Origin of the sequence: Streptomyces sp. NBC_01508 (assembly GCF_045040315.1) — a bacterium.
Classification (GTDB): Bacteria; Actinomycetota; Actinomycetes; order Streptomycetales; family Streptomycetaceae; genus Streptomyces.
Map to the genome: position 1 here is coordinate 7,612,196 of NZ_CP109419.1, position 18,408 is coordinate 7,630,603.

Here is an 18,408-nt window from a genome sequence, read left to right on the forward strand (position 1 = left end):
TAACCCCTGCTCCTGCATGCTGTGTGACATGCGCGTACTGATAGTGGAGGACCACCGGGAACTGGCCGAGACCGTGGGCGCCGGCCTGCGGCAGGACGGCATGGCCGTCGATCTCGCTTACGACGGCCCGCAGGCGCTCGACATGACGGCGGTGTACGAGTACGACGTCGTCGTGCTCGACCGCGACCTGCCCGGCCTGCACGGCGACGACGTGTGCCGTGCCCTGGTGGCGGGCGGTGGCCGCTCCCGCGTACTGATGCTGACCGCGTCGGCCACCATCGAGGACCGGGTCGACGGCCTCGGTATCGGTGCCGACGACTATCTGCCGAAGCCGTTCGCCTTCGCCGAACTCATCGCGCGGGTACGGGCGTTGGCACGCCGCGCCCAGCCGGCCGTACCACCCGTCCTCACCCACGGCGATCTCTCGCTGGACTCGGCCCGGCGCATCGCGCGGCGCGGCGGACGCCGGCTCGAACTGTCGCCCAAGGAACTCGCCGTACTCGAACTGCTGTTGGCGGCCCAGGGCGGCGCCGTCTCCGCCGAACAGCTCCTGGAACGCGCGTGGGACCAGGCGGCGGACCCCTTCACCAACACGGTCAAGGTCACGGTCAGCAGACTCCGCCGCAAGCTGGGCGAACCGCCGGTGATCGAAACGGTGCCGCATGCCGGCTACCGCATCTGAACGGGAGCGCCGAGCACGGCGCCCGCGCCCAGTCCCGCGCACCCCTCGTCGGCTCCGAGTCCCGTGCCCGCGTCGGCCGTTCCGCCGCATCCGGTGGACGGCCCGGCTCCGCCTCACCCTCCTCTACGGCGCGCTCTTCCTCGTCTCGGGGGCCGCGCTCCTCGCCATCACGTACTTCCTCGTCGCCAACGGCAGCAGGCCCCGCCTCTTCCTCGTCGGCACCGGCCCGGAAGGCGAGCTCCTCCCCAAAGACAGTGAGGCGACGCGCAACGCCGCCAAGGCCCACGCCAACGGCCAACGGGACGCGACACTGCACCAGTTGCTCGTCCAGTCCGGCGTCGCCCTCGCCCTGATGTCCGCAGTCTCCGTCGTACTCGGCTGGATCACCGCCGGCCGCGTACTGCGCCCGGTGCGGACCATGACCGACAAGGCCCGCCGTATCTCCGAACGCAATCTGCACGAACGGCTCGCCGTCACCGGCCCCGCCGACGAACTCAAGGATCTCGGCGACACGTTCGACAGTCTGCTCGCCCGCCTCGACAGCGCCTTCGACGCGCAGAAGCGCTTCGTCGCCAACGCCTCGCACGAGCTGCGGACCCCACTCACCCTCCAACGCGCCCTGATCGAGGTCGCGTTGTCCAACCCGGCGGCGGACGCGCGGTCGCTGCGCACCGTGTGCGAGCGGGTGCTGGCGGCGGGGGAGCAGCAGGAACGTCTCATCGAGGCGCTGCTCACGCTGGCCCGCAGCCAACGTGGCCTGGAGCGGCGCCGGCCGACCGATCTCGCGCCCGTCGTCGCCGACGCGCTGCGCGTCGCGAGCCCCGAGCGGGCCGCGGTGGTACGGATCGAGCGATCCCTCGCACCGGCCTGGACATCGGGCGATCCACGCCTGGTGGAACGCCTGGTCACCAACCTCGTCGACAACGCGCTGCGCCACAACGTCGACGCGAGCGCCGGCGCCCGTGCCGACACCGGGGCGTGGATACGGGTGTTCACGGGCACGGAGGGCGGGCGACCGGTGCTCCGAGTCGTCAACAGCGGGCCGGCCATCCCGCCCGACCGGATCGACACGCTCTTCCAGCCCTTCCAGCGCTACGAGTCCCGGCTGGGCGGCCCGGACGGTCTCGGCCTCGGTCTGTCCATCGTCGCGGCGGTCGCCACCGCGCACGGCGCGCAAGTGACGGCCGTACCGGGACCGGAGGGCGGGCTGGACATCGCGGTGGCGTTCCCCGCGCGGGGCCGGTCCGGAGCCCGCGCACCCCGAGCGGCGGCTACCGCGCCCCCGGCTCCGTCCCGGTCAGCCAGGCGTAGGCCGCCCGCGCAGTGAACTCGCCCTGGCCGCGCGGGAACAGCAGCTCCGCCCCGCGAAACGCCGGATCGTCGGCGGTGCCCGGCACATACGGCACGGCGACGCACCGCATACCGGCCGCGCGTGCCGCCGCCACACCCGGCGCCGCGTCCTCCAGTACCACGCAGTCGGCCGGGTCGGCGCCGAGGCGCCGCGCCGCCTCCAGGAAGACATCGGGCTCGGGCTTGCCGTGCGGGACCTCCTCGGCCGAGACGACGACGGTGAAGTACGGGGCCAGCCCCGTGCCGCCGAGCACCGCCTCGATGGCGGCGCGGGACGAGCCGGAGGCCACCGCCATGGGCACCTCCCGCGCGTACAGCGTCTCCACGAACGTCCGCATCTCCCAAAAGACCTCCGTCGAGGCGCGCGCCAGCTCCAGATAGAGACGGTCCTTCGTGACCAGCAGCTCATCGACCGGCGCCCCGATCCCGTACTCCGCGCGCAGCGCCTCCAGCGTCTCCCGGGTGCTGATACCGATGTACCGGGTGTGATGGTCCCAGCTGAAGTCGGGCACACCGTGCTGGGCGAGCAGCCGCCGGCCGGCCTCGTAGTAGTTCGGCTCGCTGTCCACGAGGGTGCCGTCGAGATCGAAGATGACGGAGGGGGCGGTGGTGGAGGAGAGGGCGGAGTCGGAGTCGGTGCGCGTGGTGCTCATGGGTTCCAGCATGCCAAGCCCCGCCCGTTGCCGCCGGGGCGGCCCGCGTCGCCGCCAAGTGCCGTACGGGACCCGCCACCTCACCGGCGTCGCGCTCCCCGCGCACGCTGTCCGAGCGGCGAAGTGCTTCCACCTCGTCCGAAAGGGTGAACCGGCCGTCGGATTGGGTAGTTCAGGCGGCAGCACCCGACGCGGCCGGCTGGTCTAGACCGCCTGCTACCGTCGGCCCGACAGAGCCGCGAGCGGGGCACGCGCACCACTCCCGGACGTACAGCGCGATCGAACGAGCGACAAGGGGACAGCAGTGGACGGCAGAAGCCACGGCAGGAGCGACGGGCGGGTCTTCATCGGATCGTTCACCTCGGCGGGCGGACGCGGCATCATCGCCGCCACCGTCGACGCGGACACCGGCGCGCTGACGGAACTCGGCGCCACCGACGCCCTGGCGGACCCCTCCTACCTGGCCCTCGCACCCGACGGCTCGGTGCTCTACGCCGTCTCCGAGGGCGAGGAAGGCACGGCCGCCGCCTTCGCGGTCACCCCCCGCGCGTCGGGCGGCACCTCGGCGCCGCGCCTGATCGGCGAGCCCGTCCCGGTCTGCGGATCCGGCCCCACCCATCTCACCCTCGCCGCCGGGCACTTGGTGACCGCCAATTACGGCTCCGGCAGCGTCACCGTCCTGCCCGTCCGCGCGGACGGCACCCTCGGCGCCGCCGCCGGAATCCTCCAGCACGAGGGCACCGGGCCGCACGCCGACCGGCAGGAGGGCCCGCACGCCCATCAGGTGCTGCCCGACCCCAGCGGCCGATGGCTGCTCGCCGTCGACCTGGGTACCGACTCCGTACGGACGAGCACCGTCGACGCCGGGAGCGGCGACATCACACCGCATGCCGAGGCCGTGCTGCGCCCCGGCACGGGACCGCGCCATCTCGCCTTCCACCCGGCGGGCACCCACGCGTACGTGCTCAACGAACTGGAGGCGACCCTCACGGTCTGCCGCTGGGACGCCGACAAGGGCGCGCTGGAGCCGGTCGGCGAGGCGCCCGTCCTCCCGGACGGCGCCGAGGAGAAGAGCTACGCCTCCGAGATCGTCGTCTCGCACGACGGCAGGTATCTCTGGGCCGCCGTGCGCGGGGACGACAGCATCGCCGTCCTGACGCTCGACGAGACGCGCGAGAAGGCCGTCCTGGTCACCACGGTGGACTGCGGCGGACGCTGGCCGCGCGACCTCGCGCTGGACCCGGCGGGACGCAGGCTCTACGCGGCCAACGAGCACTCCGGGGACGTGACCTGGTTCGACATCGATCCGGCGACCGGCGTCCCGTCCCGCGCGGGCTCGTTCGAGGCGCCCGCCGCCTCCTGCGTGATCTTCGGCTGACCTGGTCACCGGGCTGTGCCGGACGGGCCGACAGCCCGTCCGGCGGCGGGGCGAACCGGCCTGCGGACGGCGCTCAGCGCGCCGGCGACCCCTGCGTCTGCGCCGAGATGCCCAGCGCGCTCGTGTACTGCGAGAGCACCAGCTTGCCGACGGCCGGATACGCGCCCAGCGCCTCGGACGCGGCGCAGTCGGCCTCCTTGAGCGCGACGTCGAGCAGGCCCTCGGGCAGCTCGGGTCCGATCAGATACGGAGCGAGCGCCAGCTGCGTCGAACCGGAGTCCCGCAGCTGCTCGGCGATGGCCGCCACCGCGCCCTCGTCGTCGAGCGCCGCCGCCATCACCGGCACGGCGAGGCGCGCGGCCAGCAGCATCCCGGTGATCCCCGCGGCCTGGACGGCCTCCTCGCCGCCCACCGTGGCGAGGACGATGCCGTCGGCGGCCGTGGCCACCGTGAAGAGCCTCGCGCGGTCGGCGCGGGCCAGACCGGCCTCCGACAGACGCACGTGCAGCGCTTCGGCGAGCAACGGGTGCGGACCCAGGACCTCGGTCATCTCCGCCACGGCCTTGCTGTCCACAACGGCCTGACGTATGCGCCTGATCAGGGAGTTGTCGGGACCCGCGAGCAGCGGCACGACAATCGCCGAGATGCCCTCGGGCTCGTTGACCTCACGGCCGGCGGCCTTCGCCAGCTCGTAGCGCTCGACCCGGTGGTCGGCGGTCTGGGCCAGGACGGTGTCCAGCGCGGGGTACTCGTCGTCGCCGTCCAGATAGCCGATCCGGGCGTCGAGGCCCGGTAGTTCGGAGCGGGCGATGCTGACGACTTCCTCGCCGAGGCTCCGCACCTCCGCGCTCGGGTTGCCGGGCATGGCCAGCACAAGCGTGGGCGCGCCCTCGGGCGCCGCCACGGGCTCGGGTCGGCGGTGCCGCCCCGACTGTCGAGGTCGGGGCATTCGTACAGGCAGGCCGGGTGCCGGCCCAGTGGGGGAGCTCATGGCGCCGAATGTTACTGGTTTTGTGGGGTCGGCTGTTCGGGGAGGGTCCGTTCCTGCGTCATCTGTCCATATTTTTTCGATATGTTGCTTACTGCTTATTCATCCCGCTCTGTCGGAACGGACAACAGCCGCCCGTCGCGCGGCAGTCGCAGCGAACCGGTCGCCAGGGCCGCCGCGATGCGCAGCGCCCCGGCCAGCGGATCACCCTCAGCCGACACCGTTACGGCGTGCGGCAGCCGGTCGGCCAACTCGGCCCGCAGCGGTACGAGCAGCGGATCGCCCATCTTGAACAGCCCACCGGTCAGGGCGACTTCACACCTATCGACCTGCGGACACACCGCGACGGCCGCGTCCGCGACATGCCGCGCGGCCTCGTTGACGATCTCCGCTGCGACCGGGTCGTGGGCCGCGCAGCGGGCCACCTCGGGGGCGAAGGAGGCCAGCACCGCGGGCCGGTCGGTACGCGGATAGACCAGGCCGGGCATCTCCGGTCCGGGGCCGAACACGACTTCCATCCGGGACAGCAGTGCGGCCGAACCGCCACGCCGGCCGTCGTACGCGCGCATCGCCGCCTCCAGCCCCGCCCGGCCGATCCAGGCCCCGCCGCCGCAGTCACCCAGCAGGTGCCCCCAGCCGTCCGCACGCTGCCAGCCCGCCAGGTCGGTGCCGAGCGCGATCATGCCCGTACCGGCGGCGACGACGGCGCCCGGACGCTGGCCGAGCGCCCCCGCGTACGCGGTGACCCCGTCAGCGGCGAGCGCCAACCGCCTTACCCCCAGAGCCCTTTCCAGCGCGGCCGGCAGTTCGGCGCGGAGCCCGTCGCCCAGTGTCGCCATGCCGGCGGCACCGATCGCGACCGCCTCCGGCGCCCGCGTGTCCGCGCGTGCGAGCAGCGTCTCGACGGCGGGCAGCAACTGCTTCAGCAGATGCTCGGGGTCGATACCCGAACCGCCGGTGCGGACCGGCTCGGTGGACACGGCGGTGCCGGCCGTCCGCACCGACGCGGCGCCGCCTGACGAACCGGCCACGTCCGTCGACCCGAGGGCGATCCGCAGGCCGGACCCGCCCGAGTCCACGCCGAGCACCCAGCTCACGGCAGCCGCCGTTCGACCGGCCGCGCGCCCTGCTGGACGAGGAGTTCGTCGGCACGGCTGAACGGGCGCGAGCCGAAGAAGCCCCGGTCCGCCGACATGGGGGAGGGGCGCGACGACTCGATCGCGGGCAACGGGCGAAGGAGCGGGCGCAGATTACGGGGATGCGCGGGAGTTCCGTGCTCCAGGTATCGGGAGCGGAAGGCTGACCAGGCACGATGACCACGGCCGAGTGGCTTGACCACTGAACGCAACAAGCTCCCCTCCTTCCAGGTGACCGGCTGTGCGATCTGCTCGACCGACTACAGGACCTTGACGAGGAAGAAGAGTAGCGCCGGAGGGCGGCCCGTGTGCGGGGGCGTCCCTGCTTGTGCGGGGTGCCGCTATGTGCCGGTAGGGTGACGCCGTGGCACCACGACCCTTGAATGAACTCGTTGAAGCAGGCTGGGCGAAGGCTCTCGAACCTGCGGCCGAACGCATCGCGGCCATGGGGGACTTCCTCCGAGCCGAGATAGCAGCCGGCCGGACCTACCTTCCGGCCGGGGCGAATGTCCTGCGGGCCTTCCAGCAGCCGTTCGATGACGTCCGTGTCCTGATTGTCGGTCAGGATCCCTACCCGACGCCGGGGATGGCCATCGGGTTGAGTTTCGCGGTGGCGCCGGAGGTGCGGTCGTTGCCGGGGAGCTTGGAGAACATCTTCCGGGAGATGCACGCCGACTTGGGGCTGCCCCGGCCGTCCAACGGGGATCTGACGCCGTGGACTCAGCAGGGTGTGCTGCTGCTCAACAGAGCATTGACCACGGCCCCGCGCAATCCGGGCGCGCACCGCGGCAAGGGTTGGGAGGAGGTCACCGAGCAGGCGATCCGGGCGCTGGCCGCGCGGGGAAAGCCACTGGTATCCATTCTGTGGGGGCGTGACGCGCGTAACCTGCGGCCCCTCCTCGGGGATCTCCCGTCGATCGAGTCCTCGCATCCCTCGCCGATGTCGGCGGACCGTGGTTTCTTCGGCTCGCGCCCGTTCAGCCGGGCCAACGACCTGCTGGCGCGGCAGGGGGCCGAACTGGTGGACTGGCGACTGCCGTAGCCACGGCTACCGCGGTGCGTGACTTCTGTTTCGAGTTGCCCGCGGTGGCGGTGACCGGCCCCGCAAGACACTCGACCGCTGACTTCAACTCTGCGTGGACCGGGTGGCCAGCTGGCCGACCAGCGACTCGGCCAGGGAGGCCACGGTGGGGAACTCCCAGAGGGCGTTGGGGTCGATCGCGAAGCCCACGTGGTCTTCGATCGTGGTGAGAAGGGTGATGGCCCTGATCGAATCCAGGCCGTAGGCGGACATCGGCTCAGTCGGATCGACTGCCCCCCGCGGCAGCCTCAGCTCCTCGGCCAGCCGGGCGCAGAGCCAGTCCTGGAGTTCGGTGTAGTGCTCGTCGGCTCCGGTGTTCCGCATGTGAGTCCTTCGGGTGTGTGGACCAGTACCTCGTGGCCCTAACGAGGGTCCTGGTAAAGGGGAGTCAGTAGACCCTGGTGGAAGAGATCCCGCATCGCCGCGCGGCGAACCTTGCCGCTCGTGGTGCGCGGGACACTGCCGGGCTTGAGCAGAGCCACTCTGTCGACGCTGATGCCGAACTCGCGCCCCACCGTGTGCCGGATGCCGGCCGCGAGAGCGGGCAACCCGTCGTGCTGCACGCGGCGCACCTCGTGCGTGACGACGACCATGGATTCGTCACCCTGGGCGTAGCCAGGACCGCCGAACACGACGCCGACGCTGCCCAACTCCGGGTGCTGGGCGCGCAGTTCTTGCTCCACGTCCTGGGGGTAGACGTTGCGCCCGTGCACGATGATCACGTCCTTGAGCCGTCCGTGCACGTAGAGCTCACCCTCGTGCAGCACGCCGATATCGCCGGTGCGGAGGTAGCCGCCGTCGCCGTTCGCGGTGACGGCGTCGAAGGTCCCCGCGTTGTCGTCCCGCTGCCAGTAGCCGGGGGAGATGCTGCGGCCACGCAGCCAGATCTCTCCCAGGGAGCCCTCCGGGAGCACCTCCCGGGACGTCGGGTCGACCACGCGGAGCTCCGCCGCGGTGGTGGGGATACCGCAACTGACGATCGCGCGTGTCCGGGCCGCTCCGGCGGCAGGAGTGAAGGTGCCCCGTGCGAGCGCGTCGAGGTCCACTTCGCGGGTCACAGGTGGCCGGCCCGGCTGCCCGCAGACGAACACGGTCGCCTCCGCGAGTCCGTAGCTGGGGACCAGGGCCTCCGGGCGGAATCCCGAGGCCGCGAACTTGGCGGTGAAGCTGGTGAGGATATCCGGAGCGATGGGCTCCGAGGCGCAGCCGGCCAGGCTCCAGCCAGACAGGTCCAGCGCGGCCGCCTGCTCCTCGCTGACCTTTCGCGTGCACAGCTCGAAGGCGAAGTTGGGAGCGAACGACATGGTCAGACCCTCGCTCTCGATCAGCTGCAGCCAGCGCAGGGGCCGGCGGATGAACGCCAGCGGTTCCATCAGCACGCTTCTGTCGCCGCCCAGCAGCGGCCACAGGAACAGATTGAGCCCCATGTCGTGGTACAGCGGCAGCCATCCGCCCGAAGGCCCGTGCCACCGGAGCGCTCGCATTCCCTCGTCGGCGTTGAACAGGAGATGGTCGTGCTGGATCACCGCGCCTTTGGGGGTGCCGGTCGATCCCGATGTGTACTGCAGCAGGGCTGTCGTCGACCGGTCCAGCCGCGGGGGCGCCCAGCCCTGTGGATCGCCGAATCCGGGCTCGTCGCCGGCGGCGGTGCGGATCGTGGTGACGTCCATGTCCTTCATCCACGTGTGAACCTCGTCCAGATTGCGGGACGTGGTCAGCGCGGCGGCGGCGCCGGAGTCGGTGGCGACCGCGGCGAGCCGCTTGCGATGGTGCGGATGGCGGCCCGGGAGTGGGGCCGGGACAGCGATCATCCCGGCGTACAGGCAGCCGAAGAGTGCTGCGGCGAACTCAAGGCCGTTGGGGTGGAGCAGGAGCACACGGGAGCCCGGGGGGACGTTCCCCTGCAGCCACGCGGCGCGGCTGCGCGCCTCCTCGTCGAGCTGGGCGTACGACCAGCGCACCATGCCGCCGGTGAGGTCGTCGGGGTCGGCGAGGAACGCGACCGCCTCGGCGGCCGGCTGGGCCGCCACCCGCTCACGGAACAGCGCCACCAGGTCGGGTGCGTCGGCCAGGGATTGCGACATGAGAGCGTCCTCCGCGACTGGCTTGGGATCGGGACGGTGACGGACTCCTCAACCGGTGCGGACGCCGTCGAAGTCGACCAGGAGGTGCGACGGCCCGCGCAGGTTCAGGTTGCGTTTGTAGGTGACGCCGCCAGGCCGAAGCCGCGGTCGCACCAGGAAAGTACTGAAGAGCTCAAGGGCGATGGCCACCTCCAGGCGCGCCAGACCGGCGCCGAGGCAGAAGTGCGCGCCGGCCGAGAACGCCAGATGGGCGGCGGCAGGGGAACGGTCGATGTCGAACCGGTCCGGGTCGCGATACACGGAGGGATCCCGGTTGGCGGCCCCCAGCAGGAACAGCACCGTGTCGCCCGGCCGGACCTCGGCGTCGCCGATCGCGCCGTGCTCACGGGCCACCCGGGTGGTCATCTGCACGGGTGCGTCGTAGCGCAGAACCTCTTCGACGACCGCCGGTGCCAGTGTGGTGTCGGCCCGCAGCCGGTCGAACTGCCCGGGATGACGCAACAGGGCGAGAACCGCGTTGCCGATCAGGTTCACGGTCGTCTCGTGACCGGCGTTGAGCAGGAGCACGCAGGTTGCCAGGACGTCGTCCTCGTCGAGACGGTGCCCGTCCTCCTCGACCCGCAGGAGGTGCGAGATGAGGTCCTGCCCGGGAGTGCTCTGGCGCTCCTCGATCAGACGCCTGAAGTAGTGGACGAATCCGGCGCGGGCCCGCGCGGCCTCCCTCGTCATCTGTCCGATGGTGCCCAGCGGCGGATCCAGCACCGTCGCGAGCTCGGACGACCAGTCCTGCAGGAGCCGGCGATCCTCGTACGGGACGCCCAGCAGTTCGCAGATGACCCGCAGCGGCAGCGGATAGGCGAGGTCGTCGACGACTTCGAGAGTGCCGGTCTCGGCGGCGGCCCGGAACAGGTCCGTCGCGATCTCTCGGATCCACGGCGCCATGCCGTCGACCTTCCGCCGCGTGAACGCGCCGGTCACCAACCGGCGGTAGCGGGTGTGGTCCGGCGGGTCGAGATGGAGGAAGTTCCGCGTCCGCGGCCCTCGCGGAGTCGGGGAGAGCGGGGCCCGGTCCCGCGCCGCGCTCATCGTCTGGTCACGGAGCAGGGCCGAGCACTGGTCGTGCCGCCCCACCACGAGGAGACCGTCGAAAGGCGCGTAGGGCGAGCGCCGGCGCAGTTTCTCCAGAGAGGGGTACGGGTTCTCCCGGTTGCCCGGATCGGTCAGGTCGGCGATCTCCGCCGGCAGCGCGGGACGGCCCGACCGTGTCGATTCCTCATTCTCACCGGCGGTTGAGACCATCACCGAATCCATTCTCATAGAGACCGACGATCGCCGACAGTACCCGTGCGCCGGAAACCCGGGAATGTCGTGCGGCGTTTAACCGCTGAAATGCCGCAGTTGAACAGTCGGCCCCGCACCTGAACGGTGTGGACTGTCATTTGACGCCCGTTCGGCGACTGGTGAGGATGGCGTACCGAAATGATCCGGAACACCGCTGCGGCCGAGGCTCATTCATCCTCCGAAGGGGAACGGACTGTGTCCATTTCGCTGGTCGGTTCCGACGGAGAATCCGATGGAGATGCCGTGCTGGGAGAGTTGACATCGGCTCAGCTCGGCATCTGGTATTCCCAGCAGATTGCGCCGGATGACACTCCGTACAACATTGCCGAATGTCTTGAGATCGACGGCGGCGTGGATCTGGACGTATTCGTGCGGGCCGTGCGGCAGGTGCTTGCCGACGTCGACGCGTACCGTCTGCGTTTCCGCGTGGTGGACGGGCAGCCGCGGCACTACGTCGACATCACCGCCGATGTCCCCGTTCGCGTCATCGACGTCAGTGCCGAGTCCGACCCGAGGGCCACCGCGGAACGATGGATGCGGGCGGAGCTGCGCCGGCCGGTCGAACTGGCGGGCCAGGAACCCCTGTTCGCCTGCGCCGTACTCTCCCTGGGAGAGGGTCACCTGCTCTGGTATCACCGTGCCCACCACCTGATCATGGACGCGCACAGTGGGGCGCTGATCGCCACCCGGGTGGCTGCCGCGTACTCCTCGCTGTCGGCGGGTGCGGACCCCGGCGGGGGCGACGCGGTCGAGCCGTTCTCGGCGTTGGTTGAGGCGGATCGGGAGTACCGGATGTCTCCGGACCTCGGCTCGGACCAGGCGTACTGGCTCGCCGCCCTGGACGGTCTGCCGGATCGGGCCGACCCGGCCGGACCGGACGGCCGGGGGGGATCGGACGGCCAGGGGGGATCGGGGACGCCGTCGCGCGCCAGTGCCGAACTCGACCTGGATCGCGGCGCCGAACTCAGGGACGCCGCCCGCCGGTTGAAGACGAGCCTCGCCGTCCTTGTCATCGCGGCGGCGGCCGTCCACGAGCATCGGACCACCGGGGCCCGGGACATCGTCCTCGGGGTGTCCGTACCCGGCCGCGTCGGGCGGCGCGAACGGCAGGCCCCGGGCATGACCGCGAACGTCATGCCGGTGCGGCTGGATGTCACGCCCGAGACGTCCGTCGCGGAGATCATCCGCCGCACCGGACGGTCGATCGGCCGAGGACTGCGGCACCACCGGTACCGCTACGCGGACATGATCCGGGACCTGCAGATCAGCGACGGAACCCCGCTGTGCGCACTGATCGTCGACGTCATGAGCTTCGGCTACCCCACGCGGTTCGGCGACGCGGAGGCGACGGTCCGCAATCTCACCCAAGGGCCGACCACGGACCGGCGGTTGGCGGTCTACGACCGCTCGGACCGGTCGCCGGTCCAGATCGACGTGGACGCCGACCGCGGCCGGAACGGGCCGACCGCCGCCGGCGATCTGTTGCTCCGCTTCCGCCGGATCCTGGACTGGATGGTGACGGCGGCGCCGCGGACCCCGGTCGGCGACGCGGAAATCCTCGATGAGGACGAGTGGTCGCAGGTCGTGCGCGGCTGGAACGACACCGCGACCGACCTGCCGCGGGTGACCGTACCGCGGCTGATCGACGCGCAGGCGGCGCGTACCCCGGATGGCACCGCGGTCGTCTCGGCCGACGGCGCGATGGCGTACGCGGAACTGGACGCCCGTGCCGAACGGCTCGCACGGCACCTGGCCGCGTCGGGGGTGGGCCCGGAGTCGGTGATCGGGCTCTGCCTGCCGTCGGGCCCGGAGATGATCGCGGCGATCCTGGGCGTCTGGCGGACCGGCGCCGCCTACCTGCCCATCGATCCGCGGCAGCCGGTCGAGCGGACCGCGTTCCAGCTCGCCGACGCCCGAGCCGCCCTGCTCGTGGCCAACGACGAGCTGCTGGAGGACCTGCCGGCCGGACGCGTACGCACCGTCTCGGTGGACGACCTGACCACGTCCGGCGCCCCCTTTGCCGCGACCGTGCCGGAACCGGACGGTCTTGCGTATGTCATCTACACCTCGGGCTCGACCGGCACGCCCAAGGGCGTCGCCGTGACCCACCGCTCCCTGGCGAACTACGTGGCATCGGTGCGCGAGCGGCTCGATCTCGGCGGCGAGGGCGCCCGGTACGCGGTGCTCCAGCCACAGGTGACCGACCTGGGATACACGATGGTCTTCTGCTCGCTGGCCACCGGCGGGGAACTGCACGTCCTCGACCCCGACACCGTGCTCGACCCGGCCGCGGTCTCCGGCTACCTCGCCGACCACCGGATCGACCACCTCAAGGCCGTCCCGTCGCATCTGGCGGCGCTCACGGCACAGGTGGGTCCCGAAGGCGTACTGCCGGCCCGCTCGCTGGTCCTCGGCGGCGAGGCGGCGGCGCCGGACTGGGTCCGCGCCGTGCTGGACGCGGCAGGGGAGCAGGGGGTGTTCAATCACTACGGCCCCACCGAGACCACCATCGGGGTCACCACCACTCGGCTGTCCTTCGACGACGTCGCGGACGGCGACGTCCCGATCGGCGCGCCCATCGACGGCGCACGGGTCTACGTCCTCGACGGTTCGCTGCGTCCGGTACCGGTGGGAGTGACCGGTGAGCTGTACGTGGCGGGCGACGCACTGGCACGAGGCTACGTGAACCGGCCCGGGCTCACCGGCGAGCGGTTCGTGGCCTGCCCGTTCGAGAACGGGACGCGGATGTACCGGACGGGAGACCGGGCCCGCTGGCGCCGCGACGGGCGGCTGGTGTTCGCGGGCCGCGCGGACGACCAGGTCAAGATCCGGGGCTTTCGGGTCGAACCCGGCGAGATCGAGAGCGCCCTCGCCGCCCATCGCGAGGTGGCCGGGGCCGCCGTCGTCGTCCGGCAGCACGCGCCCGGCGGCGGGCAGGGTGTGCCCGGAGCGGCGGATCTGGTCGCGTACGTCGTCCCCCACGACCCGATGGCCGAGGACGGACTCGCGGACCGGGTACGGGAACACCTGGCGGGCCGGCTGCCCGACCACATGGTCCCCGCCGCGGTCGTCGTGCTCGGCGAACTGCCGCTGACCGGGAACGGGAAGCTGGACCGCAAGGCGCTGCCGGCGACGGACCGCGTGCCGGGCGCGGGCCGCGCACCGGCGAGTGCGGAGGAGGAGTTCCTCTGCGAGGCGTTCGCCCGCGTGCTCGGCCGGGCCACGGTCGGACCGGACGAGGACTTCTTCGCCCTCGGCGGCAACTCGCTCGTGGCCGTGGCCCTGGTGGAGGACCTGCGCACGCGCGGGATTTCCCTCTCGGTACGCGCCCTGTTCCTCACCCCGACTCCGGCGAGGCTGGCCGAGGTCTCCGGCCCGGAGCAGGTGGCGGTGCCGGCGAACCGGATACCCGAGGGGGCGACCGGGATCACTCCCGGCATGCTGCCGCTCGTCGACCTTGACGAGACGGAGCTCGCGCGTGTGCTTGCCCATGTCGAGGGCGGAGCGGCCAACGTCGCGGATGTGTACCCCCTGGCCCCGTTGCAGGAAGGGATCCTCTTCCACCATCTGGCGCGGGCCGAGGGCGACCCCGACGTCTACCTGCGGTCGGCGGTGCTGGAGTTCGACTCACAGGAGCGACGCGACGGGTTCTTCGACGCGTTGCGGCAGGTGATGGACCGACACGACATCTACCGCACCGCGTTCGTGTCGGACGGTCTGCGCGAGCCGGTGCAGGTGGTCTCGCGCCGGGTCGGGCTGCCGGTCGAGAAGGTCGTGGGAGATCCCGGCCAGGACCCGGTGGAGCAGTTGCTGGCCGCGGCCGGATCGTGGATGGATCTTGACCGGGCACCGCTGCTGAGGGCGCACGTCCTCACCGAGCCGAGCGACGGGTGCTGGCTGGCCGTACTGCGCATCCATCACATGGTGCAGGACCTCACGACGCTGCGGGTGCTCATCCAGGAGATCCGCGAGTTCCTGGCGGGGCGGGGCGACCGGCTGCCGGCGCCGCTGCCGTACCGGAACTTCGTGGTCCAGGCGCGACTGGGCACGCCCGCGGCGCAACACGCGCGCCACTTCGCCGCTCTGCTCGGTGACGTCACGGAGACGACCGCTCCTTTCGGACTCCTCGACGTGCACGGTGACGGCGCCGCGGTGGTACGCGCGGGCGGACCGGTCGAAGACCGGCTCGGCGGGCGGATACGCGACGTGGCGTCGACGTCCGCGGTGAGCCCGGCGACGATCTTCCACCTGGCCTGGGCCCGCCTGCTCGCGGCGATGTCGGGGAGCGATGACGTCGTGTTCGGCACGGTGCTGGCCGGCCGGATGAACGCGGGGGCCGGTGCCGACCGGGTGCCCGGCCTGTTCCTCAACACCCTGCCCGTGCGGGTGGGTGTCGACGGGCGTGGTGCGGCCGACGCGCTGGCCGGGCTGCGGCGCCAGCTGGCCGAGCTGCTGGAGCATGAACAGGCGCCGCTGGCACTCGCACAGAAGGCGAGCGCCGTGCCCGCCGGCAGACCGCTGTTCACCTCCATCGTCAACTACCGGCGCGACCTGTCCGCCGACGAGTCCGACATCGGTCTTGAAGGAGTCACACTGCGCTCCGCCAGGGAACGCACCAACTACCCGGTGACGCTGATCGTCCGCGACACCGGGTCCGCGTTCGACGTCACCGTCGACGCGCTGGCGCCTGCCGACGCGACCCGGATCAGCGCACTGCTGCACACCTGCCTGGACAACCTGGTCACGGCACTGACCAATGCCCCGGGTACCCCGTTCGCCGCGGTGGACACCCTCGACCCGGCCGAGCGACGGCAACTCCTCGACGAGTTGAACCGGACCGCGGCGCCGGTACCGGGCCGGACGGCGTCGGGCCGGACGGTGCCGGGGCTGTTTGCCGCACAGGTGGCGCGTACCCCGGAGAACGTCGCCCTGGTCTGCTCAGGCGTCGAGGTCGGATACCTGGAGCTGCGGGCGCGATCCGCCCGGCTGGCCCGCCAGCTGCGCGACATCGGTGTCGGAGCCGAGTCGGTGGTGGCCCTGTGCCTGCCGCGCGGCATCGAGATGGTGACCGCGATCCTCGCCGTGTGGCAGGCCGGGGCGGCCTACCTGCCGCTGGACCCGGCCCATCCTGCGGCCAGAATCGCCTACATGCTCGCCGACAGCCGGGCATCGGTGGTGGTCGGCACCACCGAGGTCCTTGACGACATGCCAGCGACGGGGAGGGTCCGCACCCTCGACCTGGACGACCCGGCGGTGGTGTCGGCACTGGCGGCGCAGCCCGCGACGGCCCCCGAGACCGGCGTGCGGCCCGACCAACTGGCGTACGTGATCTACACCTCCGGATCCACCGGGCGGCCGAAGGGCGTCGCTGTCACTCACGGGAACCTGGCCAACTATGTGATCCACGTGCCGCGGCGGGTGGGGTTCGGAGCCGCCGGCGGGCGGTACGCGCTGATGCAGCCGGCCGTGACGGACCTGGGGAACACGGTGATGTTCGCCAGCCTGACCACCGGCGGTGAGCTGCACATCCTGGACGCCGGGGCGGCGACGGACCCGGTCGCGGTCGCCGGGTATCTGGCCAGGCACGGGATCGACTTCGTGAAGATGGTGCCCTCACATCTGGCCGCGCTCGGCGCCAGCGGCGACCTGAGCTGGCTGCTGCCGCGGAGCGCGCTGGTGCTGGGTGGCGAGGCGGCCACCACCGACTGGGTCGCGCAGCTGCTCAAGGCGGCCGGGGACCTGCCGGTGTTCAATCACTACGGCCCCACGGAGACCACGATCGGTGTCGTGACCGCACGGCTCGACCGCGCGCCCGTGATCGCCGGCACGGTACCGATCGGGACGCCGGTGGCCAACACGGCGGTGCATGTGCTCGACGACGCGCTGCGGCCGGTGCCCGCGGGGGTGGCAGGGGAGCTGTACGTGGCCGGGGCGCAGGTGGCGCGCGGCTACATGGGCCACCCCGGCCAGACCTCGGAGCGCTTTGTGGCCAGCCCGTTCGGGGACGGGACGCGGATGTACCGGACGGGGGACCGCGCCCGCTGGTCCGACGGCGGATTCCTGGAGTACCTGGGGCGGGCGGACGAGCAGGTCAAGATTCGCGGGTTCCGGGTGGAACCCGGCGAGGTCCGGTCGGTGCTTGCCAGACACCCGGCCGTGACGCAGGCCGCGGTGATCGTCCGAGAGGATACGCCGGGTGACAAGCGCCTGGCCGCGTACGTCGTGCCGGCGGATCAGAGTGCCGGCGCCGCCGGTGCGCTGACCGAGGCGGTGCGGCGCTTCGCCCAGGAGAACCTGCCGCGGCACATGGTGCCCGACGTGGTGGTACCACTGGCCGGGCTGCCGCTGACCGGCAACGGGAAGCTCGATCGCGGTGCGTTGCCGGAGCCGGACCGGGCGGCAGCCGCGGGGGCGGGACCGCAACCGGCCAACGAGCGGGAGGCGGCGCTGTGCAGGGCGTTCGCGGAGATCCTCGACCTGCCCGCGGTCGGCGTGCGGGACGACTTCTTCGTCCTCGGCGGGCACTCGCTGCTGGCGACCCAACTGGTCAGCCGGGTGCGGGTGGTGCTGGGCGAGGAACTTCCGATCCACGAGCTGTTCGACAAGCCCACCCCCGCCGCCCTCGCCGCCTGGCTGGCGACCCGGGCCGACGACGAGAAGCAGACCAGGCCGCGGCTGCGACCGATGCGGGCGCGATAGCGCGGGCAGTCGGTCGGGCCGCGGCCCGGTCGGGTCCGGGGATTTTGGTCAGGTGTCGGACATCGCCACCAGGACGCGCCGGGTCCCTTCGAAGGGGCGCCGGCCGTGGGCGAGCAGGACGTTGTCGATGAGCAGCACGTCGCCGCCGCGCCAGTCGACATCGACGGCGCTCTCCAGCCCACGGCTGATGATCTGCTCGACGTAGGCGTCAGGGATCGGGGTGCCGTCGGCAAGCGTCACGTACTGCGGGAACTCGTCGGGCGTGAGGATGTCGTACAGCTCGGCCGAGGCTTCGTCCCCCAGCCCGGCCGGGTGCCACTGGTCGGCCTGGTTGAACCAGACCTCGGCACCGGTGACCGGGTGCTTGGTGGTCGCGGGCCGGACTTGGATGACGCGCAGGCCGTCCGTGCCCCACTCCCACTCGGCCCGCGACTCCCGGAGAAACTCCTCGACCGCCGTACGGTCGTCGGTTTCGAACGTGTCCTGCCAGCTCTTTCCGAAGCCGTACCCGTCGTGCAGGTTCTGGACGTAGCGGATGCCGCCGGCGAACGCTTCGCGGACCTCGGCGTCGAGTGCGTCGAGCCAGAGTTGGCCGTCGAGCACCGGAGTGGCGCCGCCCGTCTCGGCCGCCTTCTCGCAGTAGAAGGTGAGCCGGGTCGGCCAGCGATAGGCGTAGCTGAGCTCGTTGTGCATGGAAATGGTGTACTTCTGCGGGTACTCGGTCGAGGTGTAGAGGTTCCCGCCCACCTTGGTGCGCGGCGAGTTGCCGTGCACGTACGGCAGGCGGTCCGGCACCAGCCGGGCGAGTACCGGCTCGATGGCCTCGGGCGAGACGCCGAAGCCCCTGAAGACGAGCGCTTTGCGCTCGGTGAGCAGGTCGGCCAGCCCTTGCGGGCCCAGTTCGTCGAGCCAGTCGACGAGGCCGGGCGTACCGGCCCCGTCGCCGGCTGTCTCGTGTGGCCGCCAGGTGCCACTGCCTGACTCAACGGTGTCCAACACGTCCTCCGATCCGGGCT

Annotated in this window: 12 protein-coding genes and 1 pseudogene; 5 read left to right on the forward strand and 8 right to left on the reverse strand. The window is 71.7% G+C overall.

Annotated features, from left to right (window positions below):
• Positions 1-28: 28 nt before the first annotated feature.
• Positions 29-682, forward strand: a complete 654-nt coding sequence (locus OG700_RS35215) for a response regulator transcription factor (RefSeq protein ID WP_405620774.1) — start codon at positions 29-31, stop codon at positions 680-682.
• Positions 663-2,009 carry a sensor histidine kinase gene (locus OG700_RS35220; RefSeq protein WP_405620776.1) on the forward strand — a complete coding sequence of 449 codons (1,347 nt, stop codon included), beginning with the start codon at positions 663-665 and terminating at the stop codon, positions 2,007-2,009. The genes OG700_RS35215 and OG700_RS35220 overlap by 20 nt, the downstream gene beginning before the upstream one ends.
• Here OG700_RS35220 and OG700_RS35225 read toward each other — a convergent pair.
• Positions 1,954-2,685 (reverse strand): HAD family hydrolase, encoded by a 732-nt coding sequence (locus tag OG700_RS35225; RefSeq protein ID WP_405620778.1) that lies wholly within the window; start codon positions 2,683-2,685, stop codon positions 1,954-1,956. The genes OG700_RS35220 and OG700_RS35225 overlap by 56 nt on opposite strands.
• A 304-nt stretch (positions 2,686-2,989) precedes the next feature.
• On the opposite strand from OG700_RS35225, the gene OG700_RS35230 reads away from it, so the two are divergent.
• The gene (locus OG700_RS35230; protein WP_405620780.1) at positions 2,990-4,063 is read left to right on the forward strand and encodes a lactonase family protein; all 1,074 of its coding nucleotides are present in this window, start codon (positions 2,990-2,992) and stop codon (positions 4,061-4,063) included.
• Positions 4,064-4,136: 73 nt separating this feature from the next.
• On the opposite strand, the gene OG700_RS35235 is transcribed toward OG700_RS35230, so the two are convergent.
• The 3 genes and pseudogenes from OG700_RS35235 to OG700_RS35245 form a co-directional block, all read right to left on the reverse strand.
• Positions 4,137-5,054: a sirohydrochlorin chelatase gene (locus OG700_RS35235; protein WP_405620782.1), complete on the reverse strand. Its 918-nt coding sequence runs from the start codon at positions 5,052-5,054 to the stop codon at positions 4,137-4,139.
• Positions 5,055-5,149: 95 nt separating this feature from the next.
• Complete coding sequence (locus OG700_RS35240; protein WP_405620784.1) at positions 5,150-6,148, reverse strand: N-acetylglucosamine kinase; 999 nt, start codon at positions 6,146-6,148, stop codon at positions 5,150-5,152.
• Positions 6,145-6,306: pseudogene (locus tag OG700_RS35245) on the reverse strand (uracil-DNA glycosylase); the annotation flags it as partial. The gene OG700_RS35240 and the pseudogene OG700_RS35245, both read right to left, overlap by 4 nt.
• A 245-nt stretch (positions 6,307-6,551) precedes the next feature.
• On the opposite strand from OG700_RS35245, the gene OG700_RS35250 reads away from it, so the two are divergent.
• Positions 6,552-7,229 carry a uracil-DNA glycosylase gene (locus OG700_RS35250; RefSeq protein WP_405620786.1) on the forward strand — a complete coding sequence of 226 codons (678 nt, stop codon included), beginning with the start codon at positions 6,552-6,554 and terminating at the stop codon, positions 7,227-7,229.
• Between the two features lie 84 nt (positions 7,230-7,313).
• Here the strand turns inward: OG700_RS35250 and OG700_RS35255 are convergent, their stop codons facing one another.
• Genes OG700_RS35255 through OG700_RS35265 form a run of 3 tightly spaced genes read right to left on the reverse strand, consistent with a single transcriptional unit; the run spans position 7,314 to position 10,651 of the window.
• A complete protein-coding gene (locus OG700_RS35255) occupies positions 7,314-7,592 on the reverse strand; it encodes an acyl carrier protein (RefSeq protein ID WP_405620788.1) in 279 nt (92 codons plus the stop codon).
• 38 nt (positions 7,593-7,630) lie between these two features.
• A complete protein-coding gene (locus OG700_RS35260) occupies positions 7,631-9,352 on the reverse strand; it encodes a fatty acyl-AMP ligase (RefSeq protein ID WP_405620790.1) in 1,722 nt (573 codons plus the stop codon).
• A gap of 48 nt (positions 9,353-9,400) precedes the next feature.
• Positions 9,401-10,651 (reverse strand): cytochrome P450, encoded by a 1,251-nt coding sequence (locus tag OG700_RS35265; protein WP_405620792.1) that lies wholly within the window; start codon positions 10,649-10,651, stop codon positions 9,401-9,403.
• Positions 10,652-10,936: 285 nt separating this feature from the next.
• Between OG700_RS35265 and OG700_RS35270 the strand changes: the two genes are divergently transcribed.
• A complete protein-coding gene (locus OG700_RS35270; RefSeq protein ID WP_405620794.1) occupies positions 10,937-17,392 on the forward strand; it encodes an amino acid adenylation domain-containing protein in 6,456 nt (2,151 codons plus the stop codon).
• Positions 17,393-17,440: 48 nt separating this feature from the next.
• On the opposite strand, the gene OG700_RS35275 is transcribed toward OG700_RS35270, so the two are convergent.
• Positions 17,441-18,388 carry a TauD/TfdA family dioxygenase gene (locus tag OG700_RS35275; protein ID WP_405622201.1) on the reverse strand — a complete coding sequence of 316 codons (948 nt, stop codon included), beginning with the start codon at positions 18,386-18,388 and terminating at the stop codon, positions 17,441-17,443.
• Positions 18,389-18,408 lie beyond the last annotated feature (20 nt).